A 14,879-nucleotide genomic window follows, 5' to 3' on the forward strand; every position below is an offset into this window, starting at 1 on the left:
CGTTTTATAAAGGCAGGTTGGCGTTTGGACCAGCATGCTGTACAAGTTTTTGCATGGGAAGCGCAAAGACAGGTTTCAGCGCAGCCATAAATAGGGTATTTTCGGCGCGTTAATGCAGTACCGGCGCACAGGCGTCGGAATTAAACGGCCATGGTTCAAGATGCACATAGGCAAAAAATTTCTGGTTTTTATCGTTGGCTTTTGTTTGCCGGCGATGTTGCTCGTCTATTGGGGCATGGGGCTGTGGTTTGAGCAAAAAGCCGCAGTGATGCGCGAGCAAACCATCTCCCAGGAGTTGGTGAGTATTGGTGAGCAGTACGATCGCACTGTCAAACGGCAGCTGCTGCTCAGCCACATCTACGCCAGCCCGCTGAATCTGCTTGATGAGCAGTCCCGCGATGCCATGGACTCCGCCTGGCATGAGCGCACCCACGCCATGGGGCTGCATTTCTTCCGCTATTTGAACGGCACCCTGTATGCGCTTGGTGAAAACGCCGACAGCGAGCTGCCGCCCGACCTGGTGCATGCGCTGGTGTCCGGTCCCGATGAAGCAACCGGCGCCGCCTTGCTGGACGGCGTGCCGCACCTGCTGACGTCAATCCGCATCGGCGATGCCCGGGTGCTGGTGTCACGCACCTTTGCCGAGGGCGAGCTTGAGCGGCTTGGTCAGTCCGGCGTGGTCGACCATATCCGCCTGGTGCAGCTGCGCCATGATAGGGCTGCCGATGGCGATGCCTATCTGGTGCCAGTGCCTTCGCTTGATGGCTCAAGATTGGCGCTGCAGGTGACCTTTGTCTCTGCCGGTGCCTGGAACCTGACCGCATCGCCGGATTTGGTGGTGATGGCGGTGCTGCTGCTTGGGCTCTTGGTATTGGCGCTGGGGTATTTGTGGATAAGCCGCAGCCTGGTTGCGCCGCTTCGTACCCTGATGACCCAACTTGGCCACATCGACCCCAATGCCAGTGAATATCATCCACTCAATGCCGATGGCTGCCCGGAAGTGCTGCAGTTTTCTCAGGTCAGCAATCAACTGCTGGCGGAGATTTTTGCCCAGAAGGAGCGCGCCCGCGCCATCCTTGAAGGCATTGCCGATGCGGTGCTGCTGACTGATATCGAAGGGCGGGTGCTGTATTTCAATCCGCCGGCCGCCCGTTTGCTTGGCGGCGAAATCCTGCGCCATGGCCAGCAGATTGAGCGGCTGCTTGGCTGGGACACAAACAGCATTACCGATTTTCTGCTAAGCAGTGGTAAGCCCCGCAAAAACCACTGTTTCCGTTATCAAAACCACCTGCTGCAAAGCACCTTGAGCCGGATTGAAGATCATCAAGGCCAGCAGCAGGGCGCGCTGGTGGCGCTGCGTAACATCACCGCCGAAGAGCGCCTTAAGGCAGAGCTCAGGCGTCAGGCCGAAGAAGACCCCATTACCGGTTTGCCAAACCGCGCCACCTTTGAGGCGCGGCTCGATAAGGTTTCGGTTAAAGACAGCTCGGCGGCCGTGTGTTATCTCGACCTGGAGCAATTCAAAATCATCAACGACAGCTGCGGCCATCTCGAAGGCGACCGTATGCTGCAAATGGTTGCCCACTGCTTGCAGGGCGGTATTCAAAGCCATGACATGCTGGCACGGCTCGGCGGCGACGAATTTGGCATTTTGCTGCTCGGGCGCAGCGCCCATGAGGTGGCCCGGCTGATGAAAGAGCTGCAGCGGCAATTGTCACTGCAGGTGCTTGAATATCAGGGGCAGTGTTATCGGGTTGGCGTGAGTATTGGGGTGGCCTTTGCCCGCACGCCGCTGCCGCCGCTGCGGGAGCTGTTTAAAGATGCCGACATCGCCTGTATTGCCGCCAAGCGTAAGGGCAGCAATCAAATTCACTTTTACGACGATAAAGACAAAGAGCTCAACTACGAGCGTAATGCGCCCAAGTGGGCGATGCGCATTGCCCGTGCTATCCACAGCCGTGAGCTGGAGCTGTACTTTCAGCCCATTCACGCGCTGGAAGCAGCTAACCCACGCCAGCGGATGGAGATTCTGCTAAGGATCCGCGAGAGTGACGGCCGTATGCTGCCGCCAGCGCAGTTTATCGCCTCGGCTGAGCGCTTCAAGTTAATGCCGGATGTAGATAAGGCGGTGATTTCCATGGCAATGCAGTGGCTTGCCGCGAGGCCTGAGCTTTGGCGCGATCACTGTCTGTCGATTAACCTTTCCGGAAATTCGCTCGGCGTGGAAGGGATGGAAACCTTTATCCTTGATGAGCTAAAGCGCACCGGCGCGCCCTCAAGCTGTATCTGTTTTGAAATCACCGAAACCACGGCCATTCAAAATCGCCAGCGGGCACTGGATATGCTTAAAAGCCTGCGCAAACAGGGTTTTGCCTTTGCCATCGACGACTTTGGCAGCGGCTTTGCGTCCTACGGGTACCTTAGGGAATTGCCGGTGGATTACGTGAAAATCGACGGCTGCTTTGTGCGCCAGCTCGCCAGTAACGCCAAGGACTACGCCATCGTCAAATCCATTCACGACGTATGCGCCGTGATGGGCATAGAGACGGTGGCCGAGTTTGTTGAAAGTCAGGACATTATCGAAAAGCTCGAAGAAATCGGCATCAACTATGCCCAGGGCTATGCCGTGGGCAGGCCAAAGCCGCTGGCCGATTACCACGGCCGCCCCAAACTCGCCCGCCTTGCCTGAGTTTGCAAAGCCCTCGTGAATGTGACAGTGTAAGTCATTGTTACTATAAATGATTAAGCGTGGGGCTTATGGGCGGGCTGAACGGAAAAGTGGTGCTGCTGACGGGCGCATCGGAAGGCATAGGTCGGGCGCTGGCGCCCGTGCTGCTGGCTGAGGGCTGCAGTTTACTGCTCAGTGCCCGCAGCGCCGAGCGGCTGGAAAGTCTGCGGCTTGAGCTTGGTGCCAGTGATAAGGTGCAAATCCATGTCGCCGATGTCAGCGATGAAAGCGCCTGTAAGGACCTTATCGATGCTTGTATAGACAAGTTCGGCCGACTCGACATCCTCATCAACAACGCCGGTATGACCATGTGGTCGCGCTTCGATGCGCTGCAGCGGCTCGATATTCTCGACACCATTATGCAGGTTAACTACCTTGCTCCCGCCCGACTTACCCATTTTGCCTTGCCCTACCTTAAGCAGAGTCGGGGGCAAATCGTCGCCATCGCTTCGGTGGCGGGCTTAACCGGCGTGCCAACCCGCAGCGGCTATGCCGCCTCCAAGCATGCCATGATTGGATTTTTTGACTCCCTCAGAATAGAACTTGCCGACGCAGGCGTGGCCGTGACCGTGATTTGCCCCGACTTTGTGGTGTCGCAAATCCATAAGCGGGCGCTGGATGGCCGGGGTGAGGCGCTGGGTAAAAGCCCGATGCAGGAAGGCAAAATTCAGAGTGCCGACGACTGCGCCAAAGCCATGTTACCCGCCATCGCAGGGCGTGAGCGGCTGCTGATTATGTCGCTGCGCGGCCGCCTTGGCCGCTGGCTGCGCCTGCTGTGGCCATCCCTTATCGACAGCATTGCCAAAAAGGCCATAGCCTCTGGGCATTGAGGCTTGCCGTTGCCGGGGTGATGACCCCAAAAATAAAAAACGCCCCGAGGGGCGTTTATTGCGTGATGCTTTGTTGAAAGCTCGGGTTGGTCAATGACTCATTGCACCGGTGGGCAGCTCGCCGGTGAGTTGCCATCACGCCAGGTGGTGGCTGCATCATCAACCGACAGCGGCAGGAAGCTTAGTCCCTCACTCATGTTGGCTGGTGGCAGGTCGGTTTCGAGCACATACATGCCCATGGCGAGCGTACCCTTGGTGGCATTGGCCTGTGCCTGAGTGGCGGCGAGGCTTGAGTAACGCAGCCCCAGCATATCGAAGTGGCTCTGCCAGTTAAGGCCGGTGAGCTTGCTTAACGACGCCAGCATAAAGTCGTTGCCGGGAATGTCGCGCACCTTGCGACCGCCATAAACGCTGTGGCCTTCAAACGGGAACAGGCCAAAACCGAGTCGGTCTTTATTGGCATCCCAGTTGGCTTGATTACCGCTTAAGGCGCCAAAGATGCGCTGGTGCTGGTACAGCAGGGTGAAGATATTGAAACCATTGGCCAGACGGGTACCGTCGGCCAGTTCCATGCCGTGGGCACGCAGCGCCATCTGGATGTAAAACGCCATCCGGTAGCCGTTGTGTACCGCGTAGCTATTGCTCTTCCAGGGCGCTTCGTAGCGGCTGTCGCCCGCATCCAGTACCTTACAGTTGGCGCCAAGCACTACACGGTTGCCGCTGCTGTTTTTCACCTTGGCGGCATCTGACATAAACACATAAAACAGATCTTTATGGTTCATATGGCCGTCGGTGATTACGTTGCTGTTGCCGTCACGCACATAGTGGGCCTGCCACTTCACCACGTAGGGGAAAATGTTGTTGGAGTTTTCCCCGGCGCGGCTGCCGTAACCGGCCCAGTTGTCGGCATCGACTGCTGCGGCGTACTGCACATTGAGGCGGTTTACCTGCAGGTTATGGCCAAGTTCGTGGTTGTCGCCCCAGCCGGTGGGGCTGATGTTCCAGGCCGCATCCCAGGGGTTGCCGCTGCAGCCGCTGCCGCAGTGGGCGTTCTGGTCGTAGTTGGCGTGCTGAATGATGCTGCGGGTGTGCAGGGTGGCATCCAGACACTCGTTGCCAATCATATTCACGCAGGCGGCTTTGACATCGGCAGGCAAAGATTCAGCCAGGGTTTTGCCCTGAATTTTAAAGCCAGCGAGGTTATAAACCGCGTTGATATGATCTTCGGCAACACTCTTAAGCAGGGCGCTGACGTCGGGCACAGCGCCGCCGATGGCGTTGGTAAAGCGGTCGCGGCGCATATGCTGCTCGGCGCCATCGGTGCGAAGGTCAACGTGGGGTAGCTCGGTCTGGCTTAAGCGCTCATTAAACTGCTGGATTTGCGCCTCGTCGCTGAAATTCATAATGCTCGGGTGGCGGGTGATGCCACTGGCACTGATATCGACCTTAAGCGCGCCTTCGGCACCATCCAGATACAGATACAGCGGGCCGCCGTAGGGGCTGGAGAAGCTAATGCTGCTGCCTGCGTTTAGCGGCAGGCGCTGGGTGGCAAGCTCCAGTGGCGCACGGTACACCTTCTGTTCGAATGCGCGGTTGGTGTTGCGTCTGTGGTAGTTGAGTTTGATTTCAACACCGGCAGGGGAGCTGTCGTGGCGGGTCAGGGTCACGGTTTGCCCCGGCAGCACGTACCAGCCGGTGGTGGTCCACTGGTTGGGGTAGGGCACGCCGATGGTTTTACGCTCGGTAACCTTGGCAGGGTGGGCGTAGCTTGCGTTGCTGCCCTTGGCGAGTTTGCTGCGGTCAGTGACGTATTCACCCAAATCAGGCTGCGCCGCGTTACCTTGGCGGGCGTAGTTAATCAGCCAGTCGGCAAACATGGCCTGTTGCCAGCTTTGATGTTCATCCCAGCCAATGGGGTAGTCGATGGCGGCGCGGTACTTATCGGCGAGCAGCAAGCTGGCCTTGAGGGTATCGGCATCGCCAAGGTCAAACGCATCTGTCTCTTTGCTGTCGAGGGTAATGGCGGCGTTTCTAAGCCAATCGGCACCGGCCTTGAAGTTTTCTACAAAGGGAGCGGCATCGCAGCCAAGGAAGTTGCCGTTGCAGCTATCCAGATGTGCGGTGGTGAAGTCAGCGTTTTTCAGGTTATCCAGCAGGGTGTTGACCGCCATCAGATTGGTGTCGTCGGCGCGAATGCTGCTTACCGCCAGCTCACTGGCATTGAGCTTTGACCAGTAGTTGCCGTAGGTCACCAGTCCCATTTGCTGATACAGCGGACTTAGCATGGGGCTTGCGTTACGCCAGTAGTTGGACAGCAAAAGCGGTATGCCAGCCGCCTTGGCCTTGGCAACCGCCGCGGCTATGCCGTCATGGCCGAGGGCTTTGCGGTCTATGTCCGACAGGATAATCAGGTCGGGCTTAAGGTTGTCTATACAAGCGGATAATTCATTGTAATCACAGGCATTGGCGTCGTTAATGCTGTGGGCATTGGCATAGTTATTTGCCAGCCAGGTGCGGATACCTTCGTTATGGGGGAAGTACCAGCTGTCGGCGCGGCTTGGCATTTGCGCCGTGACTATGCTGAGGCCGTCAGTCTGATCTTTACCCTTGGTCAGCCAGCCGATAAGGCGTTTGAGCAGTAAATCTGTGTCGCTTGAGGTGCTGACCGAGAACAGGTTAGCGGCCATAGCGGCGCTGCGGTTGTTGCCTTCTTCTGACACCATCACCAATCCCCGCACTTCGGGGTTGCCGCTGCCATTCTGGTTTGAGGGCAGCAGCGTCAGGGTGCGCTCGGGCAGGAAGCTGGTAAAGGTGATGGAGTCGTGGCTTGGGTGCCAGTTTACCGTGGAAATCCCCTGAAACAGGCTGTCGACCAGTGCCTTGCGTTTGATTTCGCTGGCGCTGATGGCCGCCTGGGCATGGGTAATCAGCTCGGCATCCGATGCGAGACTGTGATCTTCTTTGCGGATGGCGTTGGCGGCATTGGTGATAAAGCTCGCCTTAATGGTGCAGTCGGCGCTCATCGCACCTGTGGTGTAGCTGCTGCCACTTGCGCTGGTATTAATGCTGCCATTGCAGCCCGTGATGGTATCGAGCACATAGCCCTGCTCGGCCGCAATGCTGAAACTGCCTTGCTTGCCGGACTCTATGCTCAGGCTTGCCGGCGAGAGTTTACCGCCGCTGCTGCTTTGGCTTGATGCTGTATACTGCACCGCACTCGGTGGCGGCGCAGTGCCGCCATCATCTGCTGAGCCTCCGCCACCGCAGCCTGACAGAAAGGCCGCCATGGTCGTTAAAACCAGGGTGTTTCTCATGGGTAATCCTTGTTATTTTTTATAATGGTCTGGGCGGAAGTGTAACCATCATTCTAAGGTATAACCAGAGTTTATATCTGTTAATGGCTTGTTTTATATTGATTTATATTTGGCGCTAGTCAAAATTCAGGCGCAAAAAAGCCGGTGGGTGCACCGGCTTCTGTTCATTGGCAGCGGGTTACTGCCCTGTTAGGCTTATTTTGCCTGCTTTTCGCGGGCGATAGCACGATAGCCAATGTCGGTACGGAAGAACACGTCGTCCCAATGGATTTCATCCACCAGAGCGTAAGCGGCCTTCTGCGCCTCGGTCACTGTGTGGCCAAGGGCGGTGGCGCACAGCACGCGGCCACCGTTGGTGACAACGCGGCCATCGACCATCTTGGTGCCGGCATGGAACACCTTGGCGTCGTTGTTGCCAAGGGACAGGCCCTCAATCACATCGCCCTTGCGGTAGTCATCCGGATAACCACCGGCGGCGAGCACCACGCCTACGGCGGCGCGGCTGTCGTACTCTGCAGTGACTTTATCGAGCTCACCACGGCAGGCGGCCAGACACAGCTCAACCAAATCGGATTTGAGGCGCATCATGATAGGCTGAGTCTCTGGGTCGCCAAAGCGGCAGTTGTATTCCAGCACCTTGGCCTTGCCCTGTGGGTCGACCATCAGGCCGGCATACAAAAAGCCGGTGTAAACATTGCCTTCGGCGGCCATGCCATCCACGGTTGGGCGAATAACGTTGGCCATCACCCAATCGTGTACGTCCTGAGTCACCACAGGGGCTGGGGAGTAAGCGCCCATACCGCCGGTGTTTGGACCCTGATCGGCGTTGTCGCGGGCCTTGTGATCCTGGCTGGTGGCCATCGGCAGAATGTTTTTGCCGTCGACCATCACGATGAAGCTGGCTTCTTCGCCCTTGAGGAACTCTTCTACCACCACGCGGGAACCGGCTTCGCCGAACTTGTTGCCAGCCAGCATATCGTCGATGGCGGCATCGGCCTCGGCCTGATCCTGAGCGATGATTACGCCCTTACCTGCGGCGAGACCATCGGCCTTGATAACCACCGGGAAGCCAGTCTTTGAGGCAAGCTCGGTCACAAAGGCCTTGGCAGGTGGAATGTCGGTGAAGTTTTTATAGTCGGCAGTCGGGATTTGATGGCGGGCCAAAAAGTCCTTGGTAAAGGCCTTGGAGCCTTCAAGCTGAGCAGCGCCCTTGGTGGGGCCAAAAATGGTCAGGCCTTCGGCGCGAAACGCATCCACCACACCAATCACCAGCGGCGCTTCAGGGCCAACTATGGTCAGGGCGATATCGCTTTGTTTGGCAAAGGCGAGCAGCGCAGGGATGTCGGTGGCATCAATCGCCACGTTTTCCACCTTGGGCTCGAGGCTGCTGCCGGCGTTGCCGGGGGCCACAAATACGGTATTTACATCGGCATTCTGAGCGGCTTTCCAGGCCAGGGCGTGTTCGCGGCCACCACTGCCAATTACGAGAATATTCATCTGCTTATTCCTTAAATCTTGAATGCGAAAGGCAGCCCTCAGGCTGCCTCAATCTTATCAGTGGCGGAAGTGGCGCATGTTGGTGAACACCATGGCCATGCCGTGCTCGTCGGCGGCGGCAATCACTTCCTCGTCGCGGATAGAACCGCCGGGTTGGATGATGCAGCTGATCCCGGCGGCCGCAGCGGCGTCGATACCGTCGCGGAACGGGAAGAAGGCGTCAGACGCCATCACTGAGCCCTCAACCACCAGACCTTCGTCGGCGGCCTTGATGCCAGCAATCTTGGCACTGTAAACGCGGCTCATCTGGCCTGCGCCCACGCCTATGGTCATGCCTTCTTTGGCATACACGATAGCGTTGGATTTAACGAACTTGGCGACTTTCCAGCAGAACATCAGATCCTTAAGTTCAGCTTCGGTCGGTACGCGCTTGGTCACGACTTTAAGCTCAGCCTCTGTCACCATGCCCTGATCGCGGTCCTGGATCAGCAGACCACCGTTGACGCGCTTATAGTCCAGACCCTTGGTCTGGCTGGTCCACTGACCGCACTCCAGCAGGCGCACGTTGGTTTTCTTGGCAACCACGTCGCGGGCGGCCTGGCTCACCACGGGGGCGATGATCACTTCCACGAACTGACGCTCAACGATGGCGGCGGCGGTGTCGCTGTCCAGCTCGCGGTTAAAGGCGATGATGCCACCGAAAGCAGAAGTTGGGTCGGTCTTGTAGGCGCGGTTGTAGGCGTCCAGCAGGTTGTCGCCCAGGGCCACACCACAGGGGTTGGCGTGCTTAACGATAACGCAGGCTGGGGCGTCGAATTCTTTGACGCACTCAAGGGCGGCATCGGTGTCGGCGATGTTGTTGTAAGACAGGGCCTTACCCTGCAGCTGAGTGGCGGTGGCCACAGAGGCCTCGTCGCTGTTCAAATCCACGTAGAAGGCGGCGCTCTGGTGGCTGTTTTCGCCGTAGCGCAGGTCCTGCTTCTTCACCAGCTGGGTGTTGAAGGTGCGTGGGAATTTGGAGTCGTCGTGGCACTCGTCGCTGCTGTGAGCCGGAACCATGGTGCCGAAGTAGTTGGCAATCATGCCATCGTAAGCGGCGGTGTGCTCGAAGGCGGCAATAGCCAGATCGAAACGGGTAGCGTGGGTAGTGGAGCCGCCGTTAGCGCTCATTTCAGCAAGCACGCGGTCGTAGTCTTTGGCGTTAACCACAATCACCACGTCTTTGTGGTTCTTGGCGGCAGCGCGCACCATGGTAGGACCGCCGATATCGATGTTCTCGATGGCGTCTTCCAGGGTGCAGCCAGGCTTGGCAACGGTAGTGGCAAAGGGGTACAGGTTAACGGCAACCAGATCGATAGGGCCAATGTTGTTGGCGGCCATCACGTCTTCATCCTGACCGCGGCGCGCCAGAATGCCACCATGCACCTTGGGATGCAGGGTCTTGACCCGACCGTCCATGATCTCAGGGTGACCTGTGTAGTCAGAAACTTCGATCACAGGCACACCGTTATCGGCCAGCAGCTTGGCGGTGCCACCGGTGGACAGGAGTTCAACGCCCTGAGCGTGCAGTGCACGGGCAAACTCGAGGATACCTGTTTTATCGGACACGCTAAGCAGCGCGCGGCGAATGGGTCTGGCATTATTCATTTTGGGTACAGTTTTCCGCTTTTTAGGGTTCAAGGATCTTTCGGAAAACAAAACAGCATCAGTGTTTTATTTTCCAAAAGCCCCTCGCGTTTCCCCTCACGCGAGTGTATTGGTCTGCCAAGACACCTTTTTATGGGCGCGTATTCTACCGCAAAAGCATGCCCGGCGGTGTTTTTTCTGCGTGGATTCACAATATTGATCTGAGAACGAAGTGATGCCGAGAATAAACCCTTGACCTTGGATTAAACTCCAAGGTTTATACTTGTCCCATTGTTACTTGATTAGTCACGAAATCGGAATAGAGCATGTACCGCATTGGTGAATTGGCGAGCCTCTGTGAGGTAAAGCCGGATACCCTGAGGTTTTACGAAAAGCACGGTTTGCTCGCGCCCTCGAGCCGCAGCGAGTCGGGTTATCGCGTTTACAGCGATGCCGACCTTTCGCGGCTTAAGTTTATTCTGCGCGCCAAGGCGGTGGGTTTTAGCCTGAATGAAATCACTGAGCTTTTGTCTATCGAGCTTAACAAGGCCGAGTGGGCCTGCGCCGATGTGAAGGGCATGGTGGATGACAAACTCGAGCAGGTCAGCGCCAAAATCGCCGAGCTTTTGGTGTTTCAGGATTCGCTCAAGCGCTTGTCGGATGCCTGCTGCGGCGGCCCCGAGAGCGCCGAACACTGCTCTATTCTCGAAGCCTTGGAAACCAATCGTCAGGTTCAGGCTGAGCATCACGCCGGTTTCACGCCAGTTGCCGATAACAAGAACCTCAAGGCCAGTTTGGCCATCAGCGCCGCGAACAAGGGTAAATCATCATGCTGCTGAACAATTTCCTTCACCTGTTTTTGGAATCTGCGCCCTGGCTGCTGCTGGGGCTGTTTCTTGCTGGCATGCTGAAAATGTTTGTGCCCATGGAGTGGATGCAAAAGCAGCTCGGTGGGCACGGTTTTAAGGCAACAGTCAAGGCGGCGCTCCTTGGTGCGCCTTTGCCGCTGTGCTCTTGCGGGGTGATTCCTGCAGCCATCGGCCTTAGGCGCAGCGGCGCTTCCAAGGCGGCTACCACCTCGTTTTTGGTGTCGACCCCAGAAACCGGTGTCGATTCAGTGACCGTTTCTTACGTGCTGCTAGGGCCCTTTATGGCCATCATCCGCCCCATCGCCGCCGTGACCAGCGCCATAGTCGCAGGCCTGCTGGTGGGCCGCGATGAAGATGAGCCGGATAACGGATCTCAATCCAAAGAAACATCGCCTGCAAAGCAGTCTGATAAGCCAATAGCCAAGCCTGCCATGAGCTTCAAACCGGTTGCGGCAAACAGCCCGCTGATGACGCCCACCGGCGCCAAGCTTGCGGCGGCCCCCGTGGTGAGTTTCAAACCTGCTACCGAAAATATGGCCGCCAAGGCAGGCGACAGCTGCTGTGCTGGCAAATCCGGATCTGAACCTGCGCCCAAATTCACGCCCGAGCCCACGTCCAAAGCCAGGCAAGAGTCATGCTGCACCCCGAAGGCGGTAGCCAGTGCTTCCTGCTGCGATGCAGAGCCTGCCGCGGAATCGACTTCCTGTTGCAGCCCCAAAGTTGCCGTGCCCGAGGCATCAAGCTGCTGCGCTTCTTCGTCATCCGCATCCACGGCCAAATCTGCCGAGGCGGGCTGCTGTGGCAGCACTCAATCCCATGCTAAACAAGGGGATAAGCATGCTTCGGTGATCGAGCGGATCTGGGATGGTCTGGTGTACGCCTCGAATGATTTGGTGCGCGATACCGCGATATGGCTGCTGATCGGTCTTTTCTTTGCGGCTTTGGTGCAAACCTATGTACCGGCAGACTTTTTGGCTCAGTGGGGTAACGGCATTCTCGCCATGTTGGTGATGGTCGTGGTGTCTATTCCCATGTATATCTGCGCCACCGCATCGACCCCGATTGCGGCCGGTTTGCTGCTCGCCGGTGTATCACCCGGCGCCGTGCTGGTGTTTATGATGGCAGGCCCGGCCACCAATATCGCGACATTAGGCGTGGTGACCAAGGAGCTGGGTAAGCGGGCGCTGTTTGGCTACCTCGGCGGCGTGCTGGGTGTCGCTTTGGTGTTTGGTTTGCTGGTGAACTATTTGGTGGCGACCTTTGGCTTTGAAGTGGCACCGCAGATTGGTGAAGAGCATTCGATGCTGCCCGATTGGCTGGTAGCCTCATCCGGGCTGCTGCTGGCCTTCCTGATGGGCCGGGTGCTGTGGCAAAAGTTGCCGCGCCGCGCCGTTAAATCGAATTGCTGTGGTTGATTGCAATCCGATAAGCCCGCGATCACGCATAACGAAAAGGCACCCATGCGGGTGCCTTTTTTGAATTCGCAAGCCTTACGGCTTATTTGGTTTTTTTGCCGAGGTTTTCAACTTTTCCAGTAGCGACCACCTGCTTTTTCGCCTGCTTGGCAGCGCGTTTTTCCTTCATCGTCTTTTGGGGCTGTTTCTTTTGGTCTTTACTCATGAATGGCTCCCTGCGGATAGCTAAGTGCGATTGTGATTTAGCGCCGGATGCGCGTTTTTTCACCGGCAACTCCAGCTTAGAGAATTGGTCACAGGCCAGATAGTTTATTTTGAGCTAAACGAAATCTGCTTATGCGTTTTACTACTTAAGGAAATTCAATAAATTGATTTAAAAGAAAAAGCCCCGCGAGCGGGGCTTTATTTCGAGGCATTTTCAGCCGGTTACAGGGCAACGCCTAAGTCGCGCACTGTGGTCTGGCCCTTGGTGACTACCACATCCTGAGAATCGGCGTGGATGAAGAAGGGGGCGACTTCGTCGGTTGGGCTGTTGGCAGCTTCCGGATCGTCATTTTGCGCTACACAGGTGTAACCCAGGGCGTAGCTGCCTGCAACCACAAAGCCAAACTCATAGCCGTGGCCGGTTACATTGCCGCTGCCATCAAGGATGTCATTCACACGGGCAACTGCCAGCGGAGACACCATAGGCGCAGTAACGGTCGGACGGATGTCGCTCATGTTGGCGAGGGTGGTGGAGCCTGTGTAGAGATACACGGCAGGCGCAAACTCGCTGCCAGTGGCAACTGCTTCGCAGGAGGCCATCAGATCGCTGCTGACCATGCCTTTCACGTGACCTATGTCGGCACGGTTAACCAGCTGTACCGAGGTTGGCTTGAGGGTCCAGTAGTCTTTGTTACCGTGCGGGCCCTGGATACCACGGGCGAGATCGAACTCGGCCACGTAGTCGTTGGCGCCGGCGGCAATGGTAAAGGCCTTGTTGAAGAACAGGCGGCCGGTATCCGGGTTGTCGGCGCCGGTGCCACCGCAACTACCGTTGCTGTTGGTCACCAGACCATGGTCGTTACCGTCGTTGGTTTTAACGTAAGAGCTTGCAGTATCTACGGTTTCACGGTTTTCCATGTAGATACACATCTGGTACTCGCCAATCGGTACCTCGACGCCTTCGACCAGAGTTTCAGTGGCTGAACCCTGATAATCCAGCAGGTCGACCTGTTTGGCGGCGCCATTGTTGGAAACGTTGAAAGAGTAAGTGCCTTCGGCACTCTTGAGCACGACTTGTTTGAAGGCAATGTTCACTTCAGTTGCGTCGGCTGGGTTGTCAGATACGCCGAGACTGAACTTGCCCATTTGCGGGGCAGGCGCGCTGTCACTACCACCACCGCAGGCGGCAAGCAGTGAAGTCAGGGTAACGGCAATCAGGGTTTGGGTGAATTTCATGTTGCACCTTTTTCGTTATTCAGAGTTCCATAAGTCCTTGTTATTGAGGTTTACATCTTCCCTGAATCCCCGGTCTGCAGCTGGCGTTAACCCGCTGTAGCCTGCCGGAAAGCTTAAACCTTCGTACGGTAAAAGCAATCTCAGAGTGCACTAATTCAGGAGTTGATGAAGTCAGGCACCTCAAGTACTTCGTCGCCAAACCGCTCCATCAGATGGCGAAACAGGAACTCAATAAACACCCGGTAACGCCGTGGCAAATAGGCGCCCTGTGGGTAACTCAGGGTGATGCGCGACTGCTGCATCGGAAAGTCTTCCAGCACCGGCACCAAAAGGCCTGCGTCGATGGCATCCCGCGCTATCAGGGTGGGTACAGTGGCGATGCCAAGCCCTTCGATGGCGGCTTCCCGCGCCAGGGTGACATTGTTGACCGTGAGCTGCGCCGGCGGGTCGAAGCTCTGCCACTGCTCGCCATCAAAAATACGCCAGCTGCCATCGATATGGGCCGAGGTCAGTCGGATGGCTTTGTGCTGCGCCAAGTCGGCCGGCACGTTCGGGGTGCCGAAGCGGGCGAGGTAGTCCGGTGAGGCCAGCAGGATTTTCTCGGCGCGGATCAGGGCGTGGCTGGTCAGGCGCGGGTCTTTTACTTCGGCGATTTGAAACAGCATGTCTATGCCTTCTTCTATCACGTCGACCCTGCGGTTGGTCAGTTCGGTTTCTATGGTGATTTGCGGATATTCCAGCAAAAACTGGGTCAGTACCCGCCCAAGGTACAGCTGACCAAGTTCAATAGGGCACACAATGCTGAGCCGGCCACGGATTTGTTGCTGACTTGCGCTGAGCTGGGCTTCTGCCTGTTGCAGCTCCGACAGAATGCGGCTGATGCGCTGATAATAATTGCTGCCTGCCTCGGTGAGTTTCAGTGCCCGGGTGGTGCGAAAAAGCAGCTGTACCCCCGCCTCCTGCTCAAGCTCTGCCACTTTGCGACTCACGGTGGCCTTGGTCACCCCAAGGTGGGTGGCTGCGGCGGTAAAGCTGCCCTGTTCGACCACGGCGGCAAATAACTGCACCCGGTTTAAATCCATTATTGTTACACCTGTGAAACAGTTGGTTGAATTTGAGCTGACTAATAATAAAAAAGAGACAGAAGTACAATAGCAGCC

At 56.9% G+C, this 14,879-nt stretch carries 10 protein-coding genes; 4 read left to right on the top strand and 6 right to left on the bottom strand.

Annotated elements, in window-relative coordinates; translation table 11 throughout:
- Window positions 1–160: 160 nt before the first annotated feature.
- Complete coding sequence (locus KJI95_RS05765) at window positions 161–2,689, top strand: putative bifunctional diguanylate cyclase/phosphodiesterase (protein WP_214506243.1); 2,529 nt, start codon at window positions 161–163, stop codon at window positions 2,687–2,689.
- Window positions 2,690–2,757: 68 nt separating this feature from the next.
- A complete protein-coding gene (locus KJI95_RS05770; protein WP_214506795.1) occupies window positions 2,758–3,558 on the top strand; it encodes an SDR family oxidoreductase in 801 nt (266 codons plus the stop codon).
- Between the two features lie 98 nt (window positions 3,559–3,656).
- Here the strand turns inward: KJI95_RS05770 and KJI95_RS05775 are convergent, their stop codons facing one another.
- From KJI95_RS05775 to purH, 3 genes are all read right to left on the bottom strand, one after another.
- Window positions 3,657–6,872: an ImpA family metalloprotease gene (locus tag KJI95_RS05775; protein WP_214506244.1), complete on the bottom strand. Its 3,216-nt coding sequence runs from the start codon at window positions 6,870–6,872 to the stop codon at window positions 3,657–3,659.
- Between the two features lie 195 nt (window positions 6,873–7,067).
- The gene (gene purD, locus KJI95_RS05780) at window positions 7,068–8,369 is read right to left on the bottom strand and encodes a phosphoribosylamine--glycine ligase (protein ID WP_214506245.1); all 1,302 of its coding nucleotides are present in this window, start codon (window positions 8,367–8,369) and stop codon (window positions 7,068–7,070) included.
- A gap of 57 nt (window positions 8,370–8,426) precedes the next feature.
- Window positions 8,427–10,016: a bifunctional phosphoribosylaminoimidazolecarboxamide formyltransferase/IMP cyclohydrolase gene (gene purH / locus KJI95_RS05785; protein WP_214506246.1), complete on the bottom strand. Its 1,590-nt coding sequence runs from the start codon at window positions 10,014–10,016 to the stop codon at window positions 8,427–8,429.
- Window positions 10,017–10,321: 305 nt separating this feature from the next.
- Here purH and zntR point away from each other — a divergent pair, with 305 nt between their 5' ends.
- Together zntR and KJI95_RS05795 are read left to right on the top strand one after the other, a co-directional pair.
- Window positions 10,322–10,834: a Zn(2+)-responsive transcriptional regulator gene (gene zntR, locus KJI95_RS05790; RefSeq protein ID WP_214506247.1), complete on the top strand. Its 513-nt coding sequence runs from the start codon at window positions 10,322–10,324 to the stop codon at window positions 10,832–10,834.
- Window positions 10,825–12,279 (top strand): SO_0444 family Cu/Zn efflux transporter, encoded by a 1,455-nt coding sequence (locus tag KJI95_RS05795; RefSeq protein ID WP_214506248.1) that lies wholly within the window; start codon window positions 10,825–10,827, stop codon window positions 12,277–12,279. Before zntR ends, KJI95_RS05795 begins: the two co-directional genes overlap by 10 nt.
- Window positions 12,280–12,361: 82 nt before the next feature.
- Here KJI95_RS05795 and KJI95_RS19565 read toward each other — a convergent pair whose 3' ends face one another.
- The 3 genes from KJI95_RS19565 to KJI95_RS05805 form a co-directional block, all read right to left on the bottom strand.
- Window positions 12,362–12,484: a hypothetical protein gene (locus KJI95_RS19565; RefSeq protein WP_284730685.1), complete on the bottom strand. Its 123-nt coding sequence runs from the start codon at window positions 12,482–12,484 to the stop codon at window positions 12,362–12,364.
- Between the two features lie 221 nt (window positions 12,485–12,705).
- Window positions 12,706–13,719: a DUF4382 domain-containing protein gene (locus KJI95_RS05800; RefSeq protein WP_214506249.1), complete on the bottom strand. Its 1,014-nt coding sequence runs from the start codon at window positions 13,717–13,719 to the stop codon at window positions 12,706–12,708.
- Between the two features lie 155 nt (window positions 13,720–13,874).
- Window positions 13,875–14,801, bottom strand: coding sequence for a LysR family transcriptional regulator (locus tag KJI95_RS05805; RefSeq protein ID WP_214506250.1), 927 nt, complete (start codon window positions 14,799–14,801; stop codon window positions 13,875–13,877).
- Window positions 14,802–14,879: the final 78 nt, after the last annotated feature.

The organism is Shewanella jiangmenensis (assembly GCF_018596335.1).
GTDB lineage: Bacteria > Pseudomonadota > Gammaproteobacteria > Enterobacterales > Shewanellaceae > Shewanella > Shewanella jiangmenensis.

Coding starts and splice junctions, on each gene's coding strand:
- KJI95_RS19565 (WP_284730685.1), bottom strand. CDS start 12,484: ATGAGTAAAGACCAAAAGAAACAGCCCCAAAAGACGATGAAGGAAAAA.
- zntR (WP_214506247.1), top strand. CDS start 10,322: ATGTACCGCATTGGTGAATTGGCGAGCCTCTGTGAGGTAAAGCCGGAT.
- KJI95_RS05800 (WP_214506249.1), bottom strand. CDS start 13,719: ATGAAATTCACCCAAACCCTGATTGCCGTTACCCTGACTTCACTGCTT.
- purD (WP_214506245.1), bottom strand. CDS start 8,369: ATGAATATTCTCGTAATTGGCAGTGGTGGCCGCGAACACGCCCTGGCC.
- KJI95_RS05795 (WP_214506248.1), top strand. CDS start 10,825: ATGCTGCTGAACAATTTCCTTCACCTGTTTTTGGAATCTGCGCCCTGG.
- KJI95_RS05770 (WP_214506795.1), top strand. CDS start 2,758: ATGGGCGGGCTGAACGGAAAAGTGGTGCTGCTGACGGGCGCATCGGAA.
- KJI95_RS05805 (WP_214506250.1), bottom strand. CDS start 14,801: ATGGATTTAAACCGGGTGCAGTTATTTGCCGCCGTGGTCGAACAGGGC.
- KJI95_RS05765 (WP_214506243.1), top strand. CDS start 161: ATGCACATAGGCAAAAAATTTCTGGTTTTTATCGTTGGCTTTTGTTTG.
- purH (WP_214506246.1), bottom strand. CDS start 10,016: ATGAATAATGCCAGACCCATTCGCCGCGCGCTGCTTAGCGTGTCCGAT.
- KJI95_RS05775 (WP_214506244.1), bottom strand. CDS start 6,872: ATGAGAAACACCCTGGTTTTAACGACCATGGCGGCCTTTCTGTCAGGC.